At 38.1% G+C, this 19,190-nt stretch carries 20 protein-coding genes; 10 read left to right on the forward strand and 10 right to left on the reverse strand.

What is annotated here, in order from left to right:
* Nucleotides 1-4: 4 nt before the first annotated feature.
* On the reverse strand, nt 5-355 hold the full coding sequence (locus tag AC1M9A_RS04380) for a Spx/MgsR family RNA polymerase-binding regulatory protein (RefSeq protein WP_481609720.1): 351 nt from the start codon (nt 353-355) through the stop codon (nt 5-7).
* Nucleotides 356-786: 431 nt separating this feature from the next.
* Nucleotides 787-1,605, reverse strand: coding sequence for an exodeoxyribonuclease III (locus tag AC1M9A_RS04385; protein ID WP_481588791.1), 819 nt, complete (start codon nt 1,603-1,605; stop codon nt 787-789).
* A gap of 38 nt (nt 1,606-1,643) precedes the next feature.
* Between AC1M9A_RS04385 and pyrE the strand changes: the two genes are divergently transcribed.
* Nucleotides 1,644-2,294, forward strand: coding sequence for an orotate phosphoribosyltransferase (gene pyrE / locus AC1M9A_RS04390; RefSeq protein ID WP_481586886.1), 651 nt, complete (start codon nt 1,644-1,646; stop codon nt 2,292-2,294).
* Nucleotides 2,295-2,477: 183 nt separating this feature from the next.
* Here the strand turns inward: pyrE and arsH are convergent, their stop codons facing one another.
* Genes arsH through AC1M9A_RS04405 form a run of 3 tightly spaced genes read right to left on the reverse strand, consistent with a single transcriptional unit; the run spans nt 2,478 to nt 4,547 of the window.
* Nucleotides 2,478-3,182: an arsenical resistance protein ArsH gene (gene arsH / locus AC1M9A_RS04395; protein ID WP_481586963.1), complete on the reverse strand. Its 705-nt coding sequence runs from the start codon at nt 3,180-3,182 to the stop codon at nt 2,478-2,480.
* Between the two features lie 5 nt (nt 3,183-3,187).
* Nucleotides 3,188-4,228 carry an ACR3 family arsenite efflux transporter gene (arsB, locus tag AC1M9A_RS04400; protein ID WP_481609721.1) on the reverse strand — a complete coding sequence of 347 codons (1,041 nt, stop codon included), beginning with the start codon at nt 4,226-4,228 and terminating at the stop codon, nt 3,188-3,190.
* 4 nt (nt 4,229-4,232) lie between these two features.
* Nucleotides 4,233-4,547, reverse strand: a complete 315-nt coding sequence (locus AC1M9A_RS04405) for an ArsR/SmtB family transcription factor (protein WP_035264683.1) — start codon at nt 4,545-4,547, stop codon at nt 4,233-4,235.
* A gap of 82 nt (nt 4,548-4,629) precedes the next feature.
* Between AC1M9A_RS04405 and arsC the strand changes: the two genes are divergently transcribed.
* The 4 genes from arsC to AC1M9A_RS04425 all read left to right on the forward strand — a co-directional run bounded on the left by arsC (nt 4,630) and on the right by AC1M9A_RS04425 (nt 8,440).
* Entirely contained in the window at nt 4,630-5,058 is a 429-nt protein-coding gene (gene arsC / locus AC1M9A_RS04410; RefSeq protein ID WP_481609722.1) for an arsenate reductase (glutaredoxin), read from the forward strand.
* Between the two features lie 304 nt (nt 5,059-5,362).
* On the forward strand, nt 5,363-5,674 hold the full coding sequence (locus AC1M9A_RS04415) for a hypothetical protein (RefSeq protein WP_481609723.1): 312 nt from the start codon (nt 5,363-5,365) through the stop codon (nt 5,672-5,674).
* 47 nt (nt 5,675-5,721) lie between these two features.
* A complete protein-coding gene (locus AC1M9A_RS04420; RefSeq protein ID WP_481609724.1) occupies nt 5,722-7,464 on the forward strand; it encodes a multicopper oxidase domain-containing protein in 1,743 nt (580 codons plus the stop codon).
* Entirely contained in the window at nt 7,451-8,440 is a 990-nt protein-coding gene (locus AC1M9A_RS04425; protein WP_481609725.1) for a copper resistance protein B, read from the forward strand. The genes AC1M9A_RS04420 and AC1M9A_RS04425 overlap by 14 nt, the downstream gene beginning before the upstream one ends.
* Before the next feature lie 350 nt (nt 8,441-8,790).
* Here AC1M9A_RS04425 and AC1M9A_RS04430 read toward each other — a convergent pair whose 3' ends face one another.
* From AC1M9A_RS04430 to AC1M9A_RS04445, 4 genes are all read right to left on the reverse strand, one after another.
* The gene (locus tag AC1M9A_RS04430) at nt 8,791-9,414 is read right to left on the reverse strand and encodes a LysE family translocator (protein ID WP_481608666.1); all 624 of its coding nucleotides are present in this window, start codon (nt 9,412-9,414) and stop codon (nt 8,791-8,793) included.
* Between the two features lie 147 nt (nt 9,415-9,561).
* Nucleotides 9,562-10,173 (reverse strand): NAD(P)-dependent oxidoreductase, encoded by a 612-nt coding sequence (locus AC1M9A_RS04435; protein WP_092766521.1) that lies wholly within the window; start codon nt 10,171-10,173, stop codon nt 9,562-9,564.
* 250 nt (nt 10,174-10,423) lie between these two features.
* Complete coding sequence (locus AC1M9A_RS04440) at nt 10,424-11,362, reverse strand: hypothetical protein (protein ID WP_481609726.1); 939 nt, start codon at nt 11,360-11,362, stop codon at nt 10,424-10,426.
* Between the two features lie 64 nt (nt 11,363-11,426).
* Nucleotides 11,427-11,984: a hypothetical protein gene (locus AC1M9A_RS04445; protein WP_481609727.1), complete on the reverse strand. Its 558-nt coding sequence runs from the start codon at nt 11,982-11,984 to the stop codon at nt 11,427-11,429.
* Nucleotides 11,985-12,202: 218 nt separating this feature from the next.
* Here AC1M9A_RS04445 and AC1M9A_RS04450 point away from each other — a divergent pair, with 218 nt between their 5' ends.
* The 3 genes from AC1M9A_RS04450 (at nt 12,203) to gshB (ending at nt 14,997) form a co-directional block, all read left to right on the forward strand.
* Nucleotides 12,203-13,036, forward strand: coding sequence for a 2OG-Fe dioxygenase family protein (locus AC1M9A_RS04450; protein ID WP_081403308.1), 834 nt, complete (start codon nt 12,203-12,205; stop codon nt 13,034-13,036).
* Nucleotides 13,033-13,926 carry a LysO family transporter gene (locus AC1M9A_RS04455; RefSeq protein ID WP_035270265.1) on the forward strand — a complete coding sequence of 298 codons (894 nt, stop codon included), beginning with the start codon at nt 13,033-13,035 and terminating at the stop codon, nt 13,924-13,926. The genes AC1M9A_RS04450 and AC1M9A_RS04455 overlap by 4 nt, the downstream gene beginning before the upstream one ends.
* A 132-nt stretch (nt 13,927-14,058) precedes the next feature.
* A complete protein-coding gene (gene gshB / locus AC1M9A_RS04460; protein WP_035270267.1) occupies nt 14,059-14,997 on the forward strand; it encodes a glutathione synthase in 939 nt (312 codons plus the stop codon).
* Nucleotides 14,998-15,016: 19 nt separating this feature from the next.
* Here the strand turns inward: gshB and AC1M9A_RS04465 are convergent, their stop codons facing one another.
* A complete protein-coding gene (locus AC1M9A_RS04465) occupies nt 15,017-16,234 on the reverse strand; it encodes an MFS transporter (RefSeq protein ID WP_481586876.1) in 1,218 nt (405 codons plus the stop codon).
* Between the two features lie 393 nt (nt 16,235-16,627).
* Between AC1M9A_RS04465 and murG the strand changes: the two genes are divergently transcribed.
* Together murG and murC are read left to right on the forward strand one after the other, a co-directional pair.
* Nucleotides 16,628-17,725 (forward strand): undecaprenyldiphospho-muramoylpentapeptide beta-N-acetylglucosaminyltransferase, encoded by a 1,098-nt coding sequence (gene murG, locus AC1M9A_RS04470; RefSeq protein ID WP_481609728.1) that lies wholly within the window; start codon nt 16,628-16,630, stop codon nt 17,723-17,725.
* 15 nt (nt 17,726-17,740) lie between these two features.
* Nucleotides 17,741-19,189, forward strand: a complete 1,449-nt coding sequence (gene murC, locus AC1M9A_RS04475) for a UDP-N-acetylmuramate--L-alanine ligase (RefSeq protein ID WP_481609729.1) — start codon at nt 17,741-17,743, stop codon at nt 19,187-19,189.
* The last annotated feature ends 1 nt before the right edge of the window (nt 19,190 follow it).

Raw genomic sequence — 19,190 nt, forward strand, 5'->3', positions numbered from 1 at the left:
TTTCCTATTTCTTTAATGCTTTTATCGCATTTTCATCAAAACCAATTACATAGCCTGATTCAGTAGTGATCACTGGTCTTTTAATAAGGCTCGTATGTGTAGTCAGTGCTTCAATCAAGCCCTGTTCAGATGCAAGGGCAGTTTGTTGATATTCATCAGACAATTTACGCCAAGTCGTTCCCTTTTTATTGAGGACAAGTTCAGCACCAAGATCATTTAGCCATTTTTGTACTGTTTCAGCATCAATACCTTGTTTCTTATAATCGTGGAACTCATAACTAAGCCCCAACTCATTGAGTAAATCGAATGCTTTCTTCATCGAGTTGCAATTTTTAATACCGTAAACTTTAATCATCTCTAACAGTCTTATTCATTGTGATCAGTCTAGAGCTTAGCAAAATTTACGCAAAAACATAAATGTGATCAGAATATTTTAAATAGGTTTGAAATCTACAGTGTGGCTTTATGGTGGTTATCAATAAAATGGTGGAAAATTTCTTATGTTAAAATTTGTATTGATCTTTTAAATAGAGAAAACCCGCATTAAATCATCCTGATCATGCGGGTCTCAATTCAACGTCCAATGTCTTCATCCTTGGAAAATAAACCGAAATTTATTTTCTTTTCATCCTACGGCTTCCAATCCCTATTGTCATCCTGACATGTCCCTGTGCCGTGCGACAATAATGCACTGAATTAGTCGGAATAAAAATACGTTAACACGACAAGATTTGTGAGCAATTAGCGTACATTTAGTAAACAGTTGTTCACTCAGTTTGCACGACACTAAATTTTATAATCGATAATGACAGGGGCATGATCGCTAAACCACGTTTCTTTATATACCCATGCATTCACAGTACGATCTTTCCAATCTGGTGAGCAAGCTTGATAGTCAATCCGCCAACCCACGTTCTTGGCACGGGCTTGTCCTCGGTTTGACCACCATGAATAAAGTTCTGCTTCTTTACGCACTTCACGGAAGGTATCGACATAGCCTAAATCATCATAAATATGATCGAGCCATGCACGTTCATGTGGTAAACAACCTGAAGCTTTTTGATTGCCTGACCAGTTCTTAATATCAATGCGTTTATGTACGATATTGTAGTCACCGCAAACAATCACAGATTTACCTTCATCACGCCATTGTTTTAAGATCAGCTTATATTCATTTAGAAAGTGATCTTTACGGGCTTGTGCTTCTTCACCAGAAGAACCTGATGGTAAATAGAGTGAGCAAATATGAGCTGTTTTCTCTAAGCCTAGATCAAATTCTGCTGAGATAAAACGACCTTGTGAATCAGCCAATTCAAAACCCAGACCATCGGTAACTGAGATAAACGGCAAACGACTATAGATTGCGGTACCAGCATAGCCAGGACGCTCAGCTGGGAATAGGTGTGTATACCAACCTTCTGGCTTAAATTTATCTGTCCATTGTTCGTGTGTAATACGGGATTCTTGCATGCAAATGACATCGGCATCTGAAGTTGCCATCCAGTCAAAAATTCCTTTTTTTTCTGCAGAACGAAGACCATTTACGTTGATTGATACGACACGTAAAATTTTTTGATCACTAGGATAGCTACTCTTTGGTATCATGCTCGAGTTTAACCTCAATTTAATAAATGGAGCACCTCATGACAGCGCAAGCGGCATTTAATCCACAAGCTTTTATCGAACTGGCATTATCACGTGGTGTGCTTAAATTTGGTGAGTTTACTTTAAAATCAGGTCGTGTGAGTCCTTATTTTTTTAACGCCGGTTTGTTAAATGACGGTGAAGCCTTAACTGGCTTGGCTTCTGGCTATGCAGCAAAGTTAACTGAATGCGAACACGTTGAAGTGATATTTGGCCCTGCATATAAAGGGATTCCATTTGTAGCTGCAACGGCTGTAGCATTGTCACAAAACCACGGTGTAAGTGTACCTTGGGGCTTCAACCGTAAAGAAGCTAAAGATCACGGTGAGGGTGGTGTGCTTGTGGGTGCTTCGGTAGAAGGTAAAAAAGTGTGGATCATTGATGATGTGATCACTGCGGGTACAGCCATTCGTGAAGTTGTGACCATTTTAAAAAATGCAGGCGCGCAAATAGCGGGTGTATTGGTTGCGCTTGACCGTCAAGAAAAAGGTCAGGGTGAATTGTCTGCGATTCAAGAAGTTCAAAAAGAGCTTGAAATTCCTGTGCATGCGCTTATCACAATGAAAGATTTAATGGATTACTTAGATGCTAAAGGCGACAAAGATGCTTTAGCGAAAATGGAAGCGTACCGTGTGAAGTACGGAATCTAAGTCTTATAAAGTTCTACTTAATATTAATGTGAAACATTGCTTAATAAATAAGCGTGGAACTTGAAGAATCTATAAAAAAGCCCAGATCTATAGGTCTGGGTTTTTTATATTGATATAAGTTATTGATTTGTATTTAATAAAAAATCATTTCGCATAAGGTGTATTATGTTAATTTTAGGAAATCTAGATACTCTTTTGATTCACACGCTTTGAAAGCTCTTCTGCACTTTCTACACGTTCAGAGTAACGGTCAGTGAGATATGAGGACTGTCCCCTGGTTAAAAGCGTAAATTTATAAAGTTCTTCCATCACATCGACAATCCTCATGTAATAAGAAGAAGGCTTCATACGACCATCCTCTTCAAACTCTAGAAATGCTTTAGGGACTGAGGACTGATTTGGTATCGTGATCATACGCATCCAACGCCCTAAAATACGTAATTGATTTACAGCATTAAAGGATTGCGAACCTCCACAAACTTGCATTACAGCTAAGGTTTTACCTTGCGTTGCACGGATTGCACCCGCTGCTAATGGAATCCAATCAATTTGAGCTTTCAATATCGAACTCATTGAGCCATGACGCTCAGGAGAGCACCACACCATGCCTTCTGACCATGCTAAGAGTTCATGGAGTTCCTTAACCTTTGGATGTTGCATATCACCATCTTCAGGGAGGGGTAGCCCTTTTGGATGGAAGATTTTCACTTCCGCACCAAAATATTCAAGGATTCGACCAGCTTCCTGAACAGCTAAACGGCTATATGATCTATCACGATTTGAGCCATACAAAAGCAGTATTCTTGGTGGATGCTTAAGGTTCTTTGCCTGAACTTTTTCTAAAGTCGGTTTTTCTAAAAGACTAGGATCAATATTTGGTAGGTTCATTCGACTCATGCCTCTTTAAAAACTTTTTTTCTCAGCCATAGCGAAACTGTCACTAAGGCAATCAATACAGGCACTTCAACAAGCGGTCCAATCACGGTTGTGAAAGCCACAGGTGAAGCTAATCCAAAAGTGGCAATCGCTACAGCAAGTGCTAATTCAAAATTGTTGCCTGCCGCAGTAAAGGAAATAGCAGTTGTTTTAGGATAATCGTTACCCATCCACTTACTCATAAAGAAGCTGATGAAGAACATCGCAACAAAGTAAATTGTCAAAGGAATAGCGATCCTAAGTACATCTAGAGGAAGGCTAACCACTTCACCACCTTTAAGGCTAAACATGGCTATAATCGTGAATAAAAGCGCAATAAGGCTGATTGGGCTAATCTTTGGGATAAATCTAGATTGATACCAATCCACCCCCTTCTGTTTGACTAAAATCAACCGAGTTAAAAATCCAAGTAAGAACGGAATACCTAGATAAATAAGAACAGCATAGGTAATTGTCCAAAAGCTCACATTAATGATTTGTGCTTCTACTCCAAAGAATGGTGGTAAGAAGGTTAAGAATAACCAGGCATAAGTACTAAAGAATAAGATCTGGAAGATACTGTTAAACGCGACTAAGGCAGCGACATATTGATTATCCCCACATGCCAGATCGTTCCAGACGAGGACCATCGCAATACATCGGGCTAAGCCTATGAGAATTAGGCCAGTCATGTATTCAGGATAGGCATGTAAAAAAATGATTGCCAAACCAAACATTAAGCAAGGTGCTATTAGCCAGTTTTGAACGAGAGATAATGTAAGGGTTCGCTTGTCCTCAAAGACTTTAGGCAAAGTCGCATAGTCTACTTTGGCAAGTGGTGGATACATCATCAAAATAAGCCCTATTGCGATAGGGATATTCACTGAATTAATGCTTAATTGATCGAGTACCACAGATGCTTGAGGAAAAAATACACCAATACCTACTCCTAATGCCATGGCAATAAAAATCCATAGCGTTAGATTTCGATCTAAGAATGAGAGCTTTGATCCGGACATTGAATTACTCGCATTGCATAGAGATAGATAAGTTGCTTGCAGGTTTATTCAGTACTTCATCATTTAAGACATTGAGCACTGCATTTACCCATTCTGGTAAATCAGGATTTAATCGGTAATACACCCATTGTCCCTTGCGCTCATCTAGCAAAATTGAGAGGTTACGGAGTAAAGCCAAGTGACGAGAAATTTTGGGTTGGCTCAGTTGTAATATCTCTGTGATTTCACAAACACATACATTTTGTCTTGCTAAAATAATTTTTAAAATATCTAGACGTGTCGGGTCAGATAGGCATTTAAAGAAATCTGCTTGATCCATCATCTACACTCCAATATATGCTATTGCGAATATACGCATATCCATATATAAATGCAATATTACTAAGCTTTGAGTTAATCCAATGTCATCAAAAGTTAAGATCTATCACAACCCTGCTTGCGGAACATCAAGAAATACACTGGCTTTAATTCGAAATACCGGAGAGGAACCTGAAATTATTGAGTATCTTCTCAACCCTCCGAGCAAGAGAGAACTGATTAATTTAATTGAAAAATCAGGTCTTTCTGTACATGAAGCTATTCGTAAAAATGTAGAACCTTTTGAAACTCATAAATTGGATCAGCCACACTGGACAGATGAACAGCTCATTAATTTTATGGTTGAGTATCCAATTTTAATTAACCGTCCATTTGTAGTGACTGAATTAGGTGTAAAACTATGTAGACCATCTGAACTCGTTTTAGATATTTTGTCTGCGCCTCAATTAGGAGCTTTTATCAAAGAGGATGGTCAAATCATCATAGATAAAGATGGTAAGCGGATTAAATAAATCCCCCCATTTAACATAATAGGCGTTATACGAAATTTTAAAAAAAATAGTAAAAAATGGGAGCCTAAGACTCCCATTTTTGATTTCGCATAAGGTGTATTATGTTAATTTTAGAGAAACTACTAAATTATATTGAGTTGTAAATAGTTGAAATTCCGTTAAGATATTTTGGATTAAATTCTATTCCTAGATAGCATTCGTGTTGACTCATCTCTCCAAAAAACTTTGGTTTTGTTTTCTTATGGTTTTTGCCATAGGATGGAGTAGTGTGTCTGTTGCATCAGTAAAGATAATGCATATCAATATGCAAACTGAAATGAGCCAAGATCATTGTTTAGATCAAGCACAGCAAGTCACTCAACATGGTATTAATCACGAAGTACAAACGAATACCGATTGCCATAATCATTTAGCTATTAATCAGAATATAGATCACAAAAAGTGTCAGGAATGTTCTAGCTTATCCTGCCAGACACAGATCTCATGTCTTCATTCTTTGCAAAGCTCGCTAGATCCCCTAGATACCTTCTATTCTATAGATCAGCCTAATTTTTATTACCTCAACCAATATCTAAATGGGTATTGGCAAGAAATTTCACGTCCTCCTAAAACTTAACCAATTTTTTTAAAATTTATTTATTTTTCAAAAATTAAGGTTAAGTTATGTCTCATAAAATTAGTTCGTACCTATTAGCAGGTATTTGTTTTGCATCGTCGCCTTTGGTTTTTGCCGAAGTGCGTGAATATCAGCTTGTTATTGATGAAGCAGTGGTCAGCCCAACTGGAAAGCCTGTAAAGCGCATTACCGTAAATGGTCAATTTCCTGCGCCTTTGCTTGAGTTTGAAGAGGGTGATGAAGCCATCATTCGCGTGAAAAATAATTTAAAAAACCAAGATTCTTCTATTCATTGGCACGGACTGTTGTTGCCGGGCATTATGGATGGTGTACCAGGATTTAATGGTTTTAACGGTATTAAGCCTCAAAGCGAGTATGTTTATAAATTCAAGATTCGCCAAAGCGGGACTTATTGGTATCACGCTCATTCTAAAGGACAGGAACAAGACGGCTTATATGGTTCTTTTGTGATTTATCCAAAAGGTAAAACACCATTGGCAGCACATGAAAAAGCTGAACGTGACTATGTGGTGATGTTGTCAGATTTTCATGAAAAAACCAGTGATCAAATTCAGAAAGATCTTAAAATTTCAGCTGAATATTATCAAGATCAGCGTGAAACCTTGGGTGATGTTTGGAAGCAGGTTAAACGTGATGGTATAAAAGCGACATGGTCTGACCGCAACATGTGGAATCAGATGCGTATGCTAAAAACCGACATGTCGGATGTTACAGGTTATACCTTCCTCATTAATGGCAAAACACCTGAACAAAATTGGACAGGAATGTTTAAACCGAATGAAAAAATTCGCCTACGTTTTGTGAATGCATCTGCGATGTCTTTCTACGATGTCCGTATTCCTAACTTGAAAATGACTGTGGTTAGTGCTGATGGTCAGCCTGTGAAACCCATTTCTGTAGATGAATTCCGTATTGGTACGGCTGAAACTTATGATGTGATTGTGGAGCCAAAAGGTGGACATTATCAAATTGAAGCTGAGTCAATTGACCGTTCAGGTTATGCGATTGGTACGCTACACAATGAACTAAATCCTGTAACACACGGCATTCATATGCCTCAGCCACGTTCACGCTCGCTTTTGACTATGGAAGATATGGGACATGGTGGTGGTGATCATTCAGGAATGGATCATTCGAAAATGAACCATGGCGATATGAAAGGCACGGATCGTTCACAGCATAGCGCAGTAAAACCGCAAAAAAATGATCAAGTGGTTTATGGTTGGGCAAATGCCTCTACACCTGCAGGTAACAAAGCCTTGCAATATAGCGATTTAAAATCGTTAGAGCCGCAAAAAGATACTCGTGAAGCCAGCAGTGAATTGGTCGTGCGTTTGGGCGGTACTATGGAACGTTATATTTGGACCATTAACGGTAAAAAATTTAGTGATGCTGAGCCTTTAAAAGTGAAATATGGCGAGCGTATCCGTATCAAATTTATTAATGACAGTATGATGGCGCACCCGATGCATTTACACGGTATGTTTATGCAGTTGGAGAATGGTCAAGAGTCGGTAGATATGCCGAATAAACACACATTGATTGTACCACCGGGTAAAACAGTGACTGCTTTATTAACTGCGGATGAGTTGGGCGAATGGGCAATCCATTGTCATTTGTTGTATCACATGAGTGCAGGAATGATGAACAAGTTGATCGTGGCAAATGTTAGCGATGAACAAGTGTCTACAACGCCAATTCAAGGTACAAATTCGACTCAAACTCACCAAGTAACTGAGCAAAAAGGAGCTGGACATGCACATCACTAATTTTGTATTTAAAGCGTTTTTTTCTGTTGCGGTATTGAGTTTAACAAGCTTAAGTTTGGCGCACGAAGGGCATCATTCAACTGCTCAGACTGATGGAAAAAATGTACCATCAATGAATCATCAAGCGATGTCTGAGATGGATCATTCACAGCATTCTCCACAAGAGCATGCACAACACATGCAGATGATGGGGAAAATGAACCATGGTCAGATGAATCATGCACAACATCAGGCAACATCTACGGTTAATCATTTACATCATGTACCAGATGCGAATACTCAGCAGAGTTCGCATTATGATCATCGCTCAGAACACGGTGCGCAAATTTATGCGATTACGACGGTGGATAATAAGTGGTTTGTCAATGAAGATGGCACAGGCGGTTTAAAGTCAGAGTTTGAAACCCGTATTGGCACAGATGAAAATAAGGTTTTTATTAAAGTTCATGCCGATAAAGAAGAATCGCATGATGCACATTATGATGCCAAACTTTTATATAGCCGTATGATTTCAGACTTTTGGGATGCACAGATTGGTGCACGTTATCGCAGTGAAAAAGTTGAACTCGATGATCATCGCAAAGACACCGAAGAAAATGTTGATGCAGTGATTGGCTTACATGGTATGGCACCATATTTCTTTGAAACTGATGCTTATCTCTATGCAGGAGAAGACAGTTATGCGGGCTTTAGTCTAGAAACGGAACGTGATTTTCTGATTACCCAAAAGTTGATTATTCAAACTTATTTAGAGTTGGATGCGATCTTTAGTGATGACTCTAAATATGCGAAAAAAACTGGTTTAAGCAGTGCAACCGCAGGGCTTGAAACTCGCTATGAAATCAGTAAAAAGATCATGCCGTATATCGACATTGCCTATGAGTATTCAAAAGGTAATGATGAAACGTCGTGGCAAATAGAATCAAACTCTGAGAAAGGTTGGTTATATGGAGCTGGTGTTAGATTTAGATTTTAATTAATTTAATGATTACTAAATAGCTTTATTTAAATAAAACTCTAGCTTAATGTGGTCGGAAGCAAAATGTTAACTTATTTTGCTCCCTCCCTCCCATTTAACATAATAGAGCTTATGCGAAATTCTTATCTGCATCACACAAATTACATTTTTACGTTATGCCCAACTTTTCATTCAGTTCTTGTTACCTCATCACTCAAGGACGATTTTGCTACGGTGGGGTATATCAAATGTATAACCTGATCGCAGGCAAGAATCATCTAATCAATGATTTTTATCTTCTGAATAAAAGACGATCATGGCGGGTTGCATCATTAGAAACCCCGGGAATAAATTGTAGTTTAAATAAGTTAAAGAGACTCGTAAAAGAGCGCTGTGCTGAATATCCCATACCCAGCGATGGTCATGAGGATCGCGCCACACAAGGCTAAGATTTTTGAATAAATACGTTGTTGAGAAATAGCGTTAAAACCTAAATAGACCAAAGATAGTACGACAAAATCTAGAAGAATCCATGTGATGATTAACAGCGTCAAACTTAAATCTATATTTGGTGTAATTTGAATAAACTGCGGAAAAAAAGCAGTGAAGAAAATAATATCTTTTGGATTGGAAATACCAACTAAAAAACCTTTGGAAAAACCACTATCGATCGGCTTGATCTTTGAAGAGGCAGTTTGATTGTGCTGAAAAGTTTCTCTAAGAATTTCAAAACCTAAATAGCCAATGTAAAGACATCCTAGGACTTTGATGACATTGAAAATATGCTCATTAAAATGCAGAACACCCTTAAGTGCAAGAATTGAAAGGGTAATTAAACATAGTGAGGCAACATTAGTACCTAAAATAGTCTGTAATGCTTTTCGATAACCACCTTTTGCACCTGCACTGGCCACCAAAATCATAACAGGGCCTGGAGTGGCAATCATAATAATGACAGTGAAAATATATAAAAAATACTCAAGATAATTCATGAAAATACTACTTTTTAAATTTTATTTATATAAATATTATAACCTCTTTAGATTTCATTCATCTCATTTATTTAAAATATCTCATAGAGCGAAATAAATAATAAAAAAGGAAGCCTAAGCTTCCTTTTTTAATAATATCATTGAATATTAATAACCTACGCTAAAGCGCTCTTGAATATGGTTATTATTTTCAAGCTCATCACTGAGCGCTACTGCGAAATCTTCTGCAGAGATTTTACTGCCTTCTTCACCAACGATAAGTTCATCTTTACCAGAGCGATATTCACCAGTTCGCTTACCAGGACCGAATTCCGCTGCAGGAGCAATAAAGGTCCAGTCAATGTCGTCCACTTGTTTTAACTTATCAAAGAACTGAATGCCTGCTTCCGCCTCAGCTTTATATGCATCAGGGAAGTCTTCTGTATCGATTACACGCACATTTTGATTTGGTACAGTTAAACCGCCAGCGCCACCAACAACAATATAACGTTTAACTTTTGATTCACGAATAGCATTAAGAAGTGAATTGATATCAAGACCTTGGAAACGTACTGCACTAATTACAGCATCTTGACCTTTCAGCTCATTTACAAGTGCTTCTTGATCATTTAAATCTAAATCTACAGTTAACACACGCTCTGTATCTGAAACTTTGCTTGTATTACGCGCAATCGCTTTGACGTAGTGTCCACGTGAAACAAGCTCTTCAAGAATACGAGAACCTGCCATGCCTGTTGCACCAATTAAAACTATTTTCATAATGCCCTCATTAAATTTATAACTATGATTATTGGAGTGCTAAATATTTAGTCATCACGATTAAAAAAATGAAATCATGAATGATTAAAATGTAATATTAATTTAGCTTAAAATAAAAAAGATTAATGTATTAAATCTATGTTGATTTATAGTTAAAATAGGAGTGGGAAGTTATTTAATTATTTTAAATGTAAATTTTATGTAATTATAAGCTTGAAAAATATTCATATAAAACCAGTCTAACTTTTATTTATTGTTGAAGTTGGTTTAAAGAAAATCGCCATATATCATTTTTATATCCATAACTTTCATCTTTCGAGCTTGGTGGATGCTGTAAGATAAAATTATGTAGTTGCTTTTTTTGATCATTATTCAGAACTTCAACAATAGCTGGTTGGTCGACAATTTGATTATTTAAATTCGCAATAATGTCTTCAATCATCTTCGGATTTTTATGCGCAAGTTGTTCTAAAGTTGTGTTATTTCCCTGACCATTTAGCAGATATTGAGAAAGAAATTGTGCTTCGTTTGGTGAGATAGAATTTTGTTGAAGAAGTTCTTGTGCAAGATTGTGCTGAGTTTGGACAGATGCGGTATGCGGTAGGCTAGAAATAAGAACTTGTTTAACCTTTGGATCTAAAGTTGGATCCTGAAAACGTTGCTCTAAAGCGTGACTAATTTTCTGTCGAATCAAATCATTTTCAGGTAGGGATTTTTTGAGTTCATGTTCTCGATCAGTCAGCAACATCGCATTATTCAGTGCGCCTATCGCTAAGCTTTGAATTTTAGGATTTTGATGTGTGAGAAATGGCAAAATTTGTTCAGTTGCTTCTAAAGGATTGAGAGAAGTAAGTTGAGTCAGGATTTCTTCTATTGCATTTTCATCATGCTGGTTTTGTTCAAGGAGCTGAATTAAATCATGTATTTTTTCATCTCGATTCGCAGTAGATTGATCCAGTTGAAGTAACTTTTTTGCCCATACGGGTAGGTTGCTAGTGTTGAGTTCCATATCTGCACTATTTTCAGACAAGCTAGTCGCACGATCTTCATTGCTTTTTAGCGTTGAAGTATTATTGTTTTGATTTGATATACTTTGAGTCGTATCTGCTGTCGATTTCAAATACACCCATAAAATTACTGCACAGATCACGAAGATCAAAATAACCAAAAAAATATTTTTCTTATTCATAATATTAAGCTGTCGTTGCCTTCAACATCAGAGATGTGAAGGCAATATAATGGGAATGATTTATTTACACTCGTGTAATTGTGAGTAAGCTACTGTTGAAAGTTCCACGCGGTGTGCTTCCTCCTAGATTACCATTACCTGTCTGAGTGTAGAGCCATTTCGTAAAGCTGTCACATCGGAACGTTCCCTTTTGCCATGTATATTTGCTACAAGCACCGTTGGAGTTATATTGTGAACAGACTTGCACAGCTGGGTTTGGTGTTGCTGAATACAGCGTGTAAGCGACATGAGGTCGTTGCTGATTTGAAATCGCAGTGATTTGATTAGCAGCAGATGAGTAAGGAGATTTATATCCAAAACTTGTTTTGGCCTTTGCTCCCCAATATTTTGTAGTTTTAAATCCACTTAAGCTGACATATTCAATCACATCTACATATGCCGTTTTGTTCATGACTTGAACAATATTGTTTGAACTTATATATACACCTGTATGCCCTAATGCACCAACAATTGGAACGTTGAGGTCTCGACCGAGTACATCACCGACTCGTGTAGGATTGCCTGCTGCTAAAGTAACTGAACTGATAGTGAGTAAACATAGTGTAGAAATTATTTTAATCATGGACTTGTACCTATTGTTGGAATATTAAGTCCTGTTAGTTTTATTCAACGATGTTAACGTTTGATGTAATTCGTATTTGAAGTTGTAACAATAATTTTGTAATTTTTCTTAATAATTTAATTTGAAATAGTAATATTATTTTGTGAGTAAACCTTAATAAAAACGTAATAATTTTAGCGTAACTATGATATTTATTTAGTTATTCTTAAGGGTTAATTGTGCTTGATCAATTAGACGCTAATACTGAATCGTATAGCAATTTGACTGCTATAAAACATCAAGAAATTGATTTGAAGAATACCTTCAAAGCAAAAGGGTATCTACATTATAAATCTATAGAGGTGGATCATTTTTCTAAACTATTACTAGCTAAAGAGTTTGAAAAACTTGAAAAAGATCCTTTTGCACCTACACATACTCAAAGGTTTAGAAGATACGGAAATGCCTTAATTTTACCTTGGGAAAAAGATCTTAAGCCTATTTGGTTGCCGACAGTGCGTGATAATATAGGGCAGGAGTTATCTGGATATGATCAGGGAGGGAACAATCCCGAGCATCAGTCGATTCGTTATTTTAACGCGTTGAGCCAAGAAGCTAAATCTACGCAATATCTTAATGATTTGATTGTAGATGATTATCAACTTACTTTTGGTTTGGAAAATGCCTATCTGCCAATTTACGTGGGTGTCCATTTTGTCAAACTGCGTTCAACTCATGCCGATCAGCTAGGAATTAGTTCGCCTAATTGTTTTCATCAGGATGGTGAGCCATTCACATTTGCTCATTTGTTTTATAGGAGCAATAACATTGAAGGAGGTGAAAACTTTATTGCATCACCTCAGGAAAGAAATAAGCGTTTAGATGAGGTAAATAATTATAATATTTATCAAAAATTTACGTTGAGACAAGCTTCTGAAAGTTTTGCTGTACACGATCCAGCAGTTTCACATTATGTATCACCTATTAGAAAAATAGATCAAGGCACAAATGCTGAGGCTGGTGAGCGCTGGATGATTTTGATTGATTTCTCTCTTACAAAGCAAAAAATATGATTCAAAATTTAATAATTTCGCTTTTACCTATTCTCATTTCTCTTATATTGGGTTGGGGCATAGGTAAAGCTGCAAACGTTCAAGTTCGCAATATATTGGTTGGTCAAATTACGTTTTTGGTGTGGTTGCTCCTCATCTCTATAGGCTTTCAATTTGGCAGTGTCTTGTTTGATAAAGATCTTGGTTCAAAAATATTAATTGAAGCTTTTATTTATTCTACAGTGTTAAGTGTGATTACCTTTGGACTTTTATTTAATCGTAGCCACTTTAAGGCTGAGCACCAAAAATCATTCAAGGATATGCTCAAACCTATTACCGAATGCTTGATTGCGATTGGAATGGTGTTGATCGGGATGGGGCTATATTGGCTATTACCCAAGACTTTATCAGGGGAAATGTTAAGCGCGATACTATTGTATGTGTTGATTTTTTTAATCGGAGTGGATTTGTCTACGATTAAAATTCAAGCCCTCACTATGAATCATATTAAAGTGCCATTTTTTTCAATCATTGCACTATTTATTGCGGCTTATTTGACGAGTCATATCATGACTCAATCTTTTGTCGAACTCGTTGTGATGGGGAGTGGATTTGGTTGGTTCTCTCTTTCTGGTCCTTTAGTTGCTAAAGTATTAGGACCTGAGCAGGGAACTTTTGCTTTGATCACAGATCTTGTACGAGAGTTTTATGCGATTGCATTGTTGTATTTATTAGGTCAGCGTTATCCAAAGCCAATCATTGGTGTATGTGGTGCCACGGCGATGGACTCGACTTTACCCTTTGTAAAAAACAATTGTTCACCATTAGATGTACAAATTGCAATTCTCAGTGGATTTTTCCTGACGCTCATTGCGCCGTTTTTTATTATTTTTTTTAGTAGTTTGATATGAATCCAAATTCTAGTGCTCAGCAGAAATAGGAAGGAGCTTCTCTGAATTTATACAATTGATCCTTTGATAGATCAGTAGATCGTTCACTAAACTTCGTTATAATCGCTTCATTGATAAAATAGAGAACAGATCATGCGCGTACTTGTGGTGATGGATCCCATCGAAAATGTAAACCTCAAAAAAGATTCGACCATGGCAATGCTTTGGGCTGCTGCACGTCGCGGTCATGAGTTAGGGTATGCACTTCAGGAAGATTTATATATCGATCAAGGCAAAGCTTTTGGTTTGATCTCACCACTTAAAGTGTTTGAGGATTATAATCATTACTATGAACTTGGTGAAAAACAGAAAGAATCTTTAGCCGCATACGATGTTGTACTCATGCGTAAAGATCCACCTTTTGATATGAACTTTGTTTATACAACTTATATTCTGGAACAAGCGGAACGTGAAGGTTCCTGGATTATCAATAAACCTCAAAGTTTGCGAGACTGTAACGAAAAGCTGTTCGCTACACAATTTCCAGAACTGCAGGTTCCGACTTTGGTAACTTCACAGCAAAGTTTAATCCGAGAGTTTATTGCTGAACATCAAGATGTGATTGTAAAACCGCTAGATGGGATGGGCGGTATGGGGATTTTCCGTTTAACTGCTGCAGGGGCAAATATCGGTTCAACTTTGGAAATGTTGACTCAAATGGGGCAGCAACCGATTATGGCGCAACGTTATATTCCTGAAATTGTGGATGGAGATAAGCGTATTCTGATGGTCAATGGTGAGCCAATTCCATATTGTTTAGCGCGTATCCCACAAAATGGTGAAACGCGAGGTAACCTTGCTGCTGGTGGGCGTGGTGAAGCACGTCCGTTGACTGAAAATGATAAGGTGATTGCTGCTAAAGTTGGACCATTCTTGCGTGAGAAGGGGCTGGTATTTGTTGGTCTTGATGTCATTGGAAACTATGTAACAGAAATTAATGTGACTAGTCCAACGTGTATACGTGAAATAGACGCACAATTTGGTACTTCTATCGCAGATACATTATTTGATGTTTTGGAAGCTGGACGTTAGCTGATCTGCAAAAAAGAGCCTAAATAGGCTCTTTTTTTTGCGTATATATTTTAAATAAATAATAGCTGGTCAATAGTCCTAGGGTGGAAAGACTTACGGTAACCCATGCGGCATTGGACCACTGGTGAGAAGACGAAACGAGAGCTGCTGTTGCTGGGGGAACAAGGAACTGCGCACATGCAGAAATTTGCAGCACTAAGCCCATACTGGATGCTGCTGCGTTGACCTGTGGTGCGTATCTAAGCGTATTGGCAAAGACGGTCGTCGGAATAATGCCACCGATAAAAGAAAACAAAATAGCGCACAAATATTGCAACTCAAAAATCAACCAATAGGGTTGTGAAAATACAACCCAGCTACATAAAATTAGACTTAAAAAACTAAATTGAAGTAATTTAAAAGGAGATATGCCTTTTTGAAGTAATACGCCTGCGCCAAAGGTTCCACCTAAGTTAGATAACACAACCATTGACACCAAAATTCCTGCAAGCTTTAAATCCATATTGAATGAGACATAAAGACTGGGTAAAAAACCTGTGAGTGTGATCCATTGACTGGTATAGCAAGCAAAGATAACGGCTAGACAGAGAATGGGTGGATGGGTCACGGTGACTTTAACAATAGATAAAAAAGAGTTGGAGGTTGATGTGCTCAGTGCCTTTGTCGTTACAGTGGTTTGCTTATCGTCATAACGTAAAAAATGGTAAATCATCAAGGCAACCAGCCAACAAAAGGCACCAAATAATGCCCAAATGTGTTGCCAACTGAGCCATTCGAGTAATACAGGGATGGTCAAAATAGCAAGACTAACCCCAACTCCCATATAAGAACTCCATAACCCCATTTTAAAATTCATGGTTTCAGGCGTGCTTAGGCGTTTTAAAATTGCGGGAGCGCAAAGACTAATGGTGAGAAATCCAATGCCTTCCATAAATCGAAAAAAATAAAGGCTAATACTATGATCAATCCATAAGCCTGCAAAACTACTCATCCCCAATAGAATGAGTGCAAAAATAAGACATTTTTTGAGTCCTATTTTCTCAGATACAGCACCAATACACAGGGCAAATAGCATTCCAGCACCTTGAACCAGTGATAAGGATAGGCCTGCTTGGGTGAAACTTAGATTTAAATCTTTTTGAAGAATTGGAATAACAGCAGAAAGTTTACCGACATGAATTGCAGCAAGGTAGCCTGCCAAAATAATCCAAATGTCATAAGATGATATTTTTGACATTTGCGTTTAAAAATCCTTTTATTCGCGAGCTGAATCTCAATGAGATATAGCAATATCATAAATAGAACTATTGCCTCATACCATTTAGACATAAGTTTATATCCAATATGGTGGTAGCGCAGATACGAAGGAACAATAGAGCCAATACTGTGGTGGTTTTTAATGTGCACATTAATCATTATTTTGGTGCGTTATAAACTAGATCGAATGGTAAAATACATAAAAAAGGCACACCTCATAATAAATCTAGTTTAAACTCTGAAATCATATGAAAAAAACAATTAAAGGGTCCGTGAAAAAAAGTAAATAAACTTTCATGGATATACGATTGTGATTACAATTGATGCCTTATATAAAATTTTCTGTTAGCTCTTAGATTTGAAGAATTAGACCGTGACACAAGCTCAGCATAAACAACCTAAACATGTCATGATGATGGCTGCAGGTACAGGTGGACATGTATTTCCTGCCCTAGCAGTTGCTCAGGAATTACAACAGCAAGGTGTCGAAGTGTCATGGTTGGCAACGCCTTCAGGTATGGAAAACCGCTTGCTTAAAAATCACCACATTCCAATTTATCAAATTGATATTCAGGGTGTGCGTGGCAATGGAATCGTCCGTAAGCTGCAAGCCCCTTTTAAAATTTTAAAAGCAACGCTTAGCGCAATGCGCTATATGAAACGATTAAACGTAGATGCAGTCGCTGGTTTTGGCGGTTATGTTGCAGGTCCTGGTGGTTTGGCTGCGCGTATTCTTGGTATTCCTGTCATCATTCATGAGCAAAATGCAGTAGCGGGTTTCACCAATACCCAATTGGCTCGTGTTGCTAAAACGGTCTGTCAGGCATTCCCGAAAACATTTCCAGAAAATCATAAAATCGTGACTACAGGTAATCCCGTACGTAAGGAAATTTCTGCGATATTGAGCCCTGCTTGGCGATATCAAGAGCGAGAAAAAGCCAATCAGCCTATTCGAATTTTAATTGTAGGCGGCTCTTTGGGCGCACAAGCATTGAATGAGCGCGTACCCGAAGCACTGAAACAATTAGATGTTCCTTTAAGTGTTTATCATCAGTGTGGTCAAAATCATGCTGATAGCACGCGGGCACGTTATGCCGATGCTCCTGATCATTTACAGGTAGAAGTTCAACCGTTTATTGAAAATATGGCGGAAGCCTATGCCAATGCCGATCTTGTAATCTGTCGTGCTGGTGCACTGACGGTCACTGAGATTGCTACTGCGGGTGTTGCAGCCGTATTTGTACCTTTGCCAAGTGCAGTAGATGACCACCAAACCGCGAATGCCAAATTCCTAGCAGATATTAATGCTGCAAAAATTTGTCCACAAGCGACACTCACTCCTGATTCATTAAAAACAGTTTTATTGCCACTCATGAACCGTACATTGTTGACGGAAATGGCTGTTAAAGCACGTCAACAAGCTCAACCAGATGCAACTCAGCGTGTGGTTGGTTTAATTCAAGATTTGTAAGTTTTAGAGAAAATTATGTCTTCAACGAACCCAGCTGATAAAGCAAAAAACCTGATTAAAATTCCTGAAATGCGCCGTATCAAGCATATCCATTTTGTGGGTATTGGTGGTGCAGGAATGTGCGGGATTGCGGAAGTCTTAAAAAACCAAGGCTATAAAGTTTCAGGGTCGGATATTAAAGCCTCTAAAACCACTGCACAGCTTGAAGAAAATGGCATTAAAGTTCATATCGGACACGCTGCTGATAATATTAAGGGTGCGAATGTATTGGTTGTATCGACTGCGATTGACCAAGAAAATCCAGAAATTAAAGCAGCGATTGAAACACGTATCCCTGTAGTTCGTCGTGCGGAAATGTTGGGCGAGTTGATGCGTTACCGTCATGGTATTGCGGTTGCAGGTACACATGGTAAAACCACTACGACAAGTTTGGTGACCTGTATGCTTGCTGAAGAAAACATGGATCCGACATACGTGATTGGTGGTTTGCTTAATCGCTCTGGAGTAAATGCTGCTTTAGGTGCGAGTCGTTATATTGTAGCTGAAGCAGATGAATCTGATGCTTCATTCCTATATTTAGAACCAATGGCCGCTATTGTCACCAACATTGATGCTGATCATATGGACACTTATGGTGGTAGCTTCGATGTTTTGAAAGATACTTTTGTTCAATTCTTGCAGAAGCTTCCATTCTACGGTTTAGCCGTAGTGTGTGGCGATGATCAAAATATTCGTGAAATTATGCCACGTATTGGTCGACCTGTTTTAACTTATGGTTTTAACGAAGATAACGATATTCGTGCTGTAGATGTGGTACAAGAAGGGATGCAATCACATTTTACTGTGCTTCGTAAAAACAAAGAGCCACTCAAGTTAACCATTAATATGCCTGGTTTGCATAACATCCTTAATGCGTTAGCTGCGATTGGTGTGGCAACTGATGAAGGTGTATCTGATGCTGCAATCGCTCGTGCTTTAGAAAGTTTTAGTGGTGTAGGGCGTCGTTTCCAAATTCAAGGTGAATTTGAGTTAGGTGATGGAACGGTCAAACTGGTTGATGATTATGGTCACCATCCAAAAGAAGTTGAAGCAACGATTAAAGCTGCGCGTGCAAGTCATCCTGATCGTAGACTTGTGATGATGTTCCAACCTCACCGTTTTAGCCGTACACGTGATTGTTTTGATGATTTCGTTGATGTCTTGTCACAAGTCGATCAATTACTGCTATTAGAAGTATATTCTGCAGGTGAAAAGCCGATTGTTGGTGCAGATAGTCGCTCATTGGCAAGAAGTATCCGATTGCGTGGTGATGTTGAACCAATCTTGATTGATCCAGTAGAAGGGAATTTGCCAAATGTGATACAAAAAGTGTTACAAGCAAATGACTTGTTATTGACTCAAGGTGCGGGTAACGTTGGAGCAATTTCAATTGAGCTTGCTCAGAACCAGCTCTATTTAAAATAAT

The organism is Acinetobacter sp. ANC_7634 (assembly GCF_056779875.1).

Excerpts from the sequence above, each read along its gene's own strand:
- AC1M9A_RS04380 (WP_481609720.1), bottom strand. The coding sequence starts at position 355 with ATGATTAAAGTTTACGGTATTAAAAATTGCAACTCGATGAAGAAAGCA.
- AC1M9A_RS04385 (WP_481588791.1), bottom strand. The coding sequence starts at position 1,605 with ATGATACCAAAGAGTAGCTATCCTAGTGATCAAAAAATTTTACGTGTC.
- pyrE (WP_481586886.1), top strand. The coding sequence starts at position 1,644 with ATGACAGCGCAAGCGGCATTTAATCCACAAGCTTTTATCGAACTGGCA.
- arsH (WP_481586963.1), bottom strand. The coding sequence starts at position 3,182 with ATGAACCTACCAAATATTGATCCTAGTCTTTTAGAAAAACCGACTTTA.
- arsB (WP_481609721.1), bottom strand. The coding sequence starts at position 4,228 with ATGTCCGGATCAAAGCTCTCATTCTTAGATCGAAATCTAACGCTATGG.
- AC1M9A_RS04405 (WP_035264683.1), bottom strand. The coding sequence starts at position 4,547 with ATGGATCAAGCAGATTTCTTTAAATGCCTATCTGACCCGACACGTCTA.
- arsC (WP_481609722.1), top strand. The coding sequence starts at position 4,630 with ATGTCATCAAAAGTTAAGATCTATCACAACCCTGCTTGCGGAACATCA.
- AC1M9A_RS04415 (WP_481609723.1), top strand. The coding sequence starts at position 5,363 with ATGCAAACTGAAATGAGCCAAGATCATTGTTTAGATCAAGCACAGCAA.
- AC1M9A_RS04420 (WP_481609724.1), top strand. The coding sequence starts at position 5,722 with ATGTCTCATAAAATTAGTTCGTACCTATTAGCAGGTATTTGTTTTGCA.
- AC1M9A_RS04425 (WP_481609725.1), top strand. The coding sequence starts at position 7,451 with ATGCACATCACTAATTTTGTATTTAAAGCGTTTTTTTCTGTTGCGGTA.
- AC1M9A_RS04430 (WP_481608666.1), bottom strand. The coding sequence starts at position 9,414 with ATGAATTATCTTGAGTATTTTTTATATATTTTCACTGTCATTATTATG.
- AC1M9A_RS04435 (WP_092766521.1), bottom strand. The coding sequence starts at position 10,173 with ATGAAAATAGTTTTAATTGGTGCAACAGGCATGGCAGGTTCTCGTATT.
- AC1M9A_RS04440 (WP_481609726.1), bottom strand. The coding sequence starts at position 11,362 with ATGAATAAGAAAAATATTTTTTTGGTTATTTTGATCTTCGTGATCTGT.
- AC1M9A_RS04445 (WP_481609727.1), bottom strand. The coding sequence starts at position 11,984 with ATGATTAAAATAATTTCTACACTATGTTTACTCACTATCAGTTCAGTT.
- AC1M9A_RS04455 (WP_035270265.1), top strand. The coding sequence starts at position 13,033 with ATGATTCAAAATTTAATAATTTCGCTTTTACCTATTCTCATTTCTCTT.
- gshB (WP_035270267.1), top strand. The coding sequence starts at position 14,059 with ATGCGCGTACTTGTGGTGATGGATCCCATCGAAAATGTAAACCTCAAA.
- AC1M9A_RS04465 (WP_481586876.1), bottom strand. The coding sequence starts at position 16,234 with ATGTCAAAAATATCATCTTATGACATTTGGATTATTTTGGCAGGCTAC.
- murC (WP_481609729.1), top strand. The coding sequence starts at position 17,741 with ATGTCTTCAACGAACCCAGCTGATAAAGCAAAAAACCTGATTAAAATT.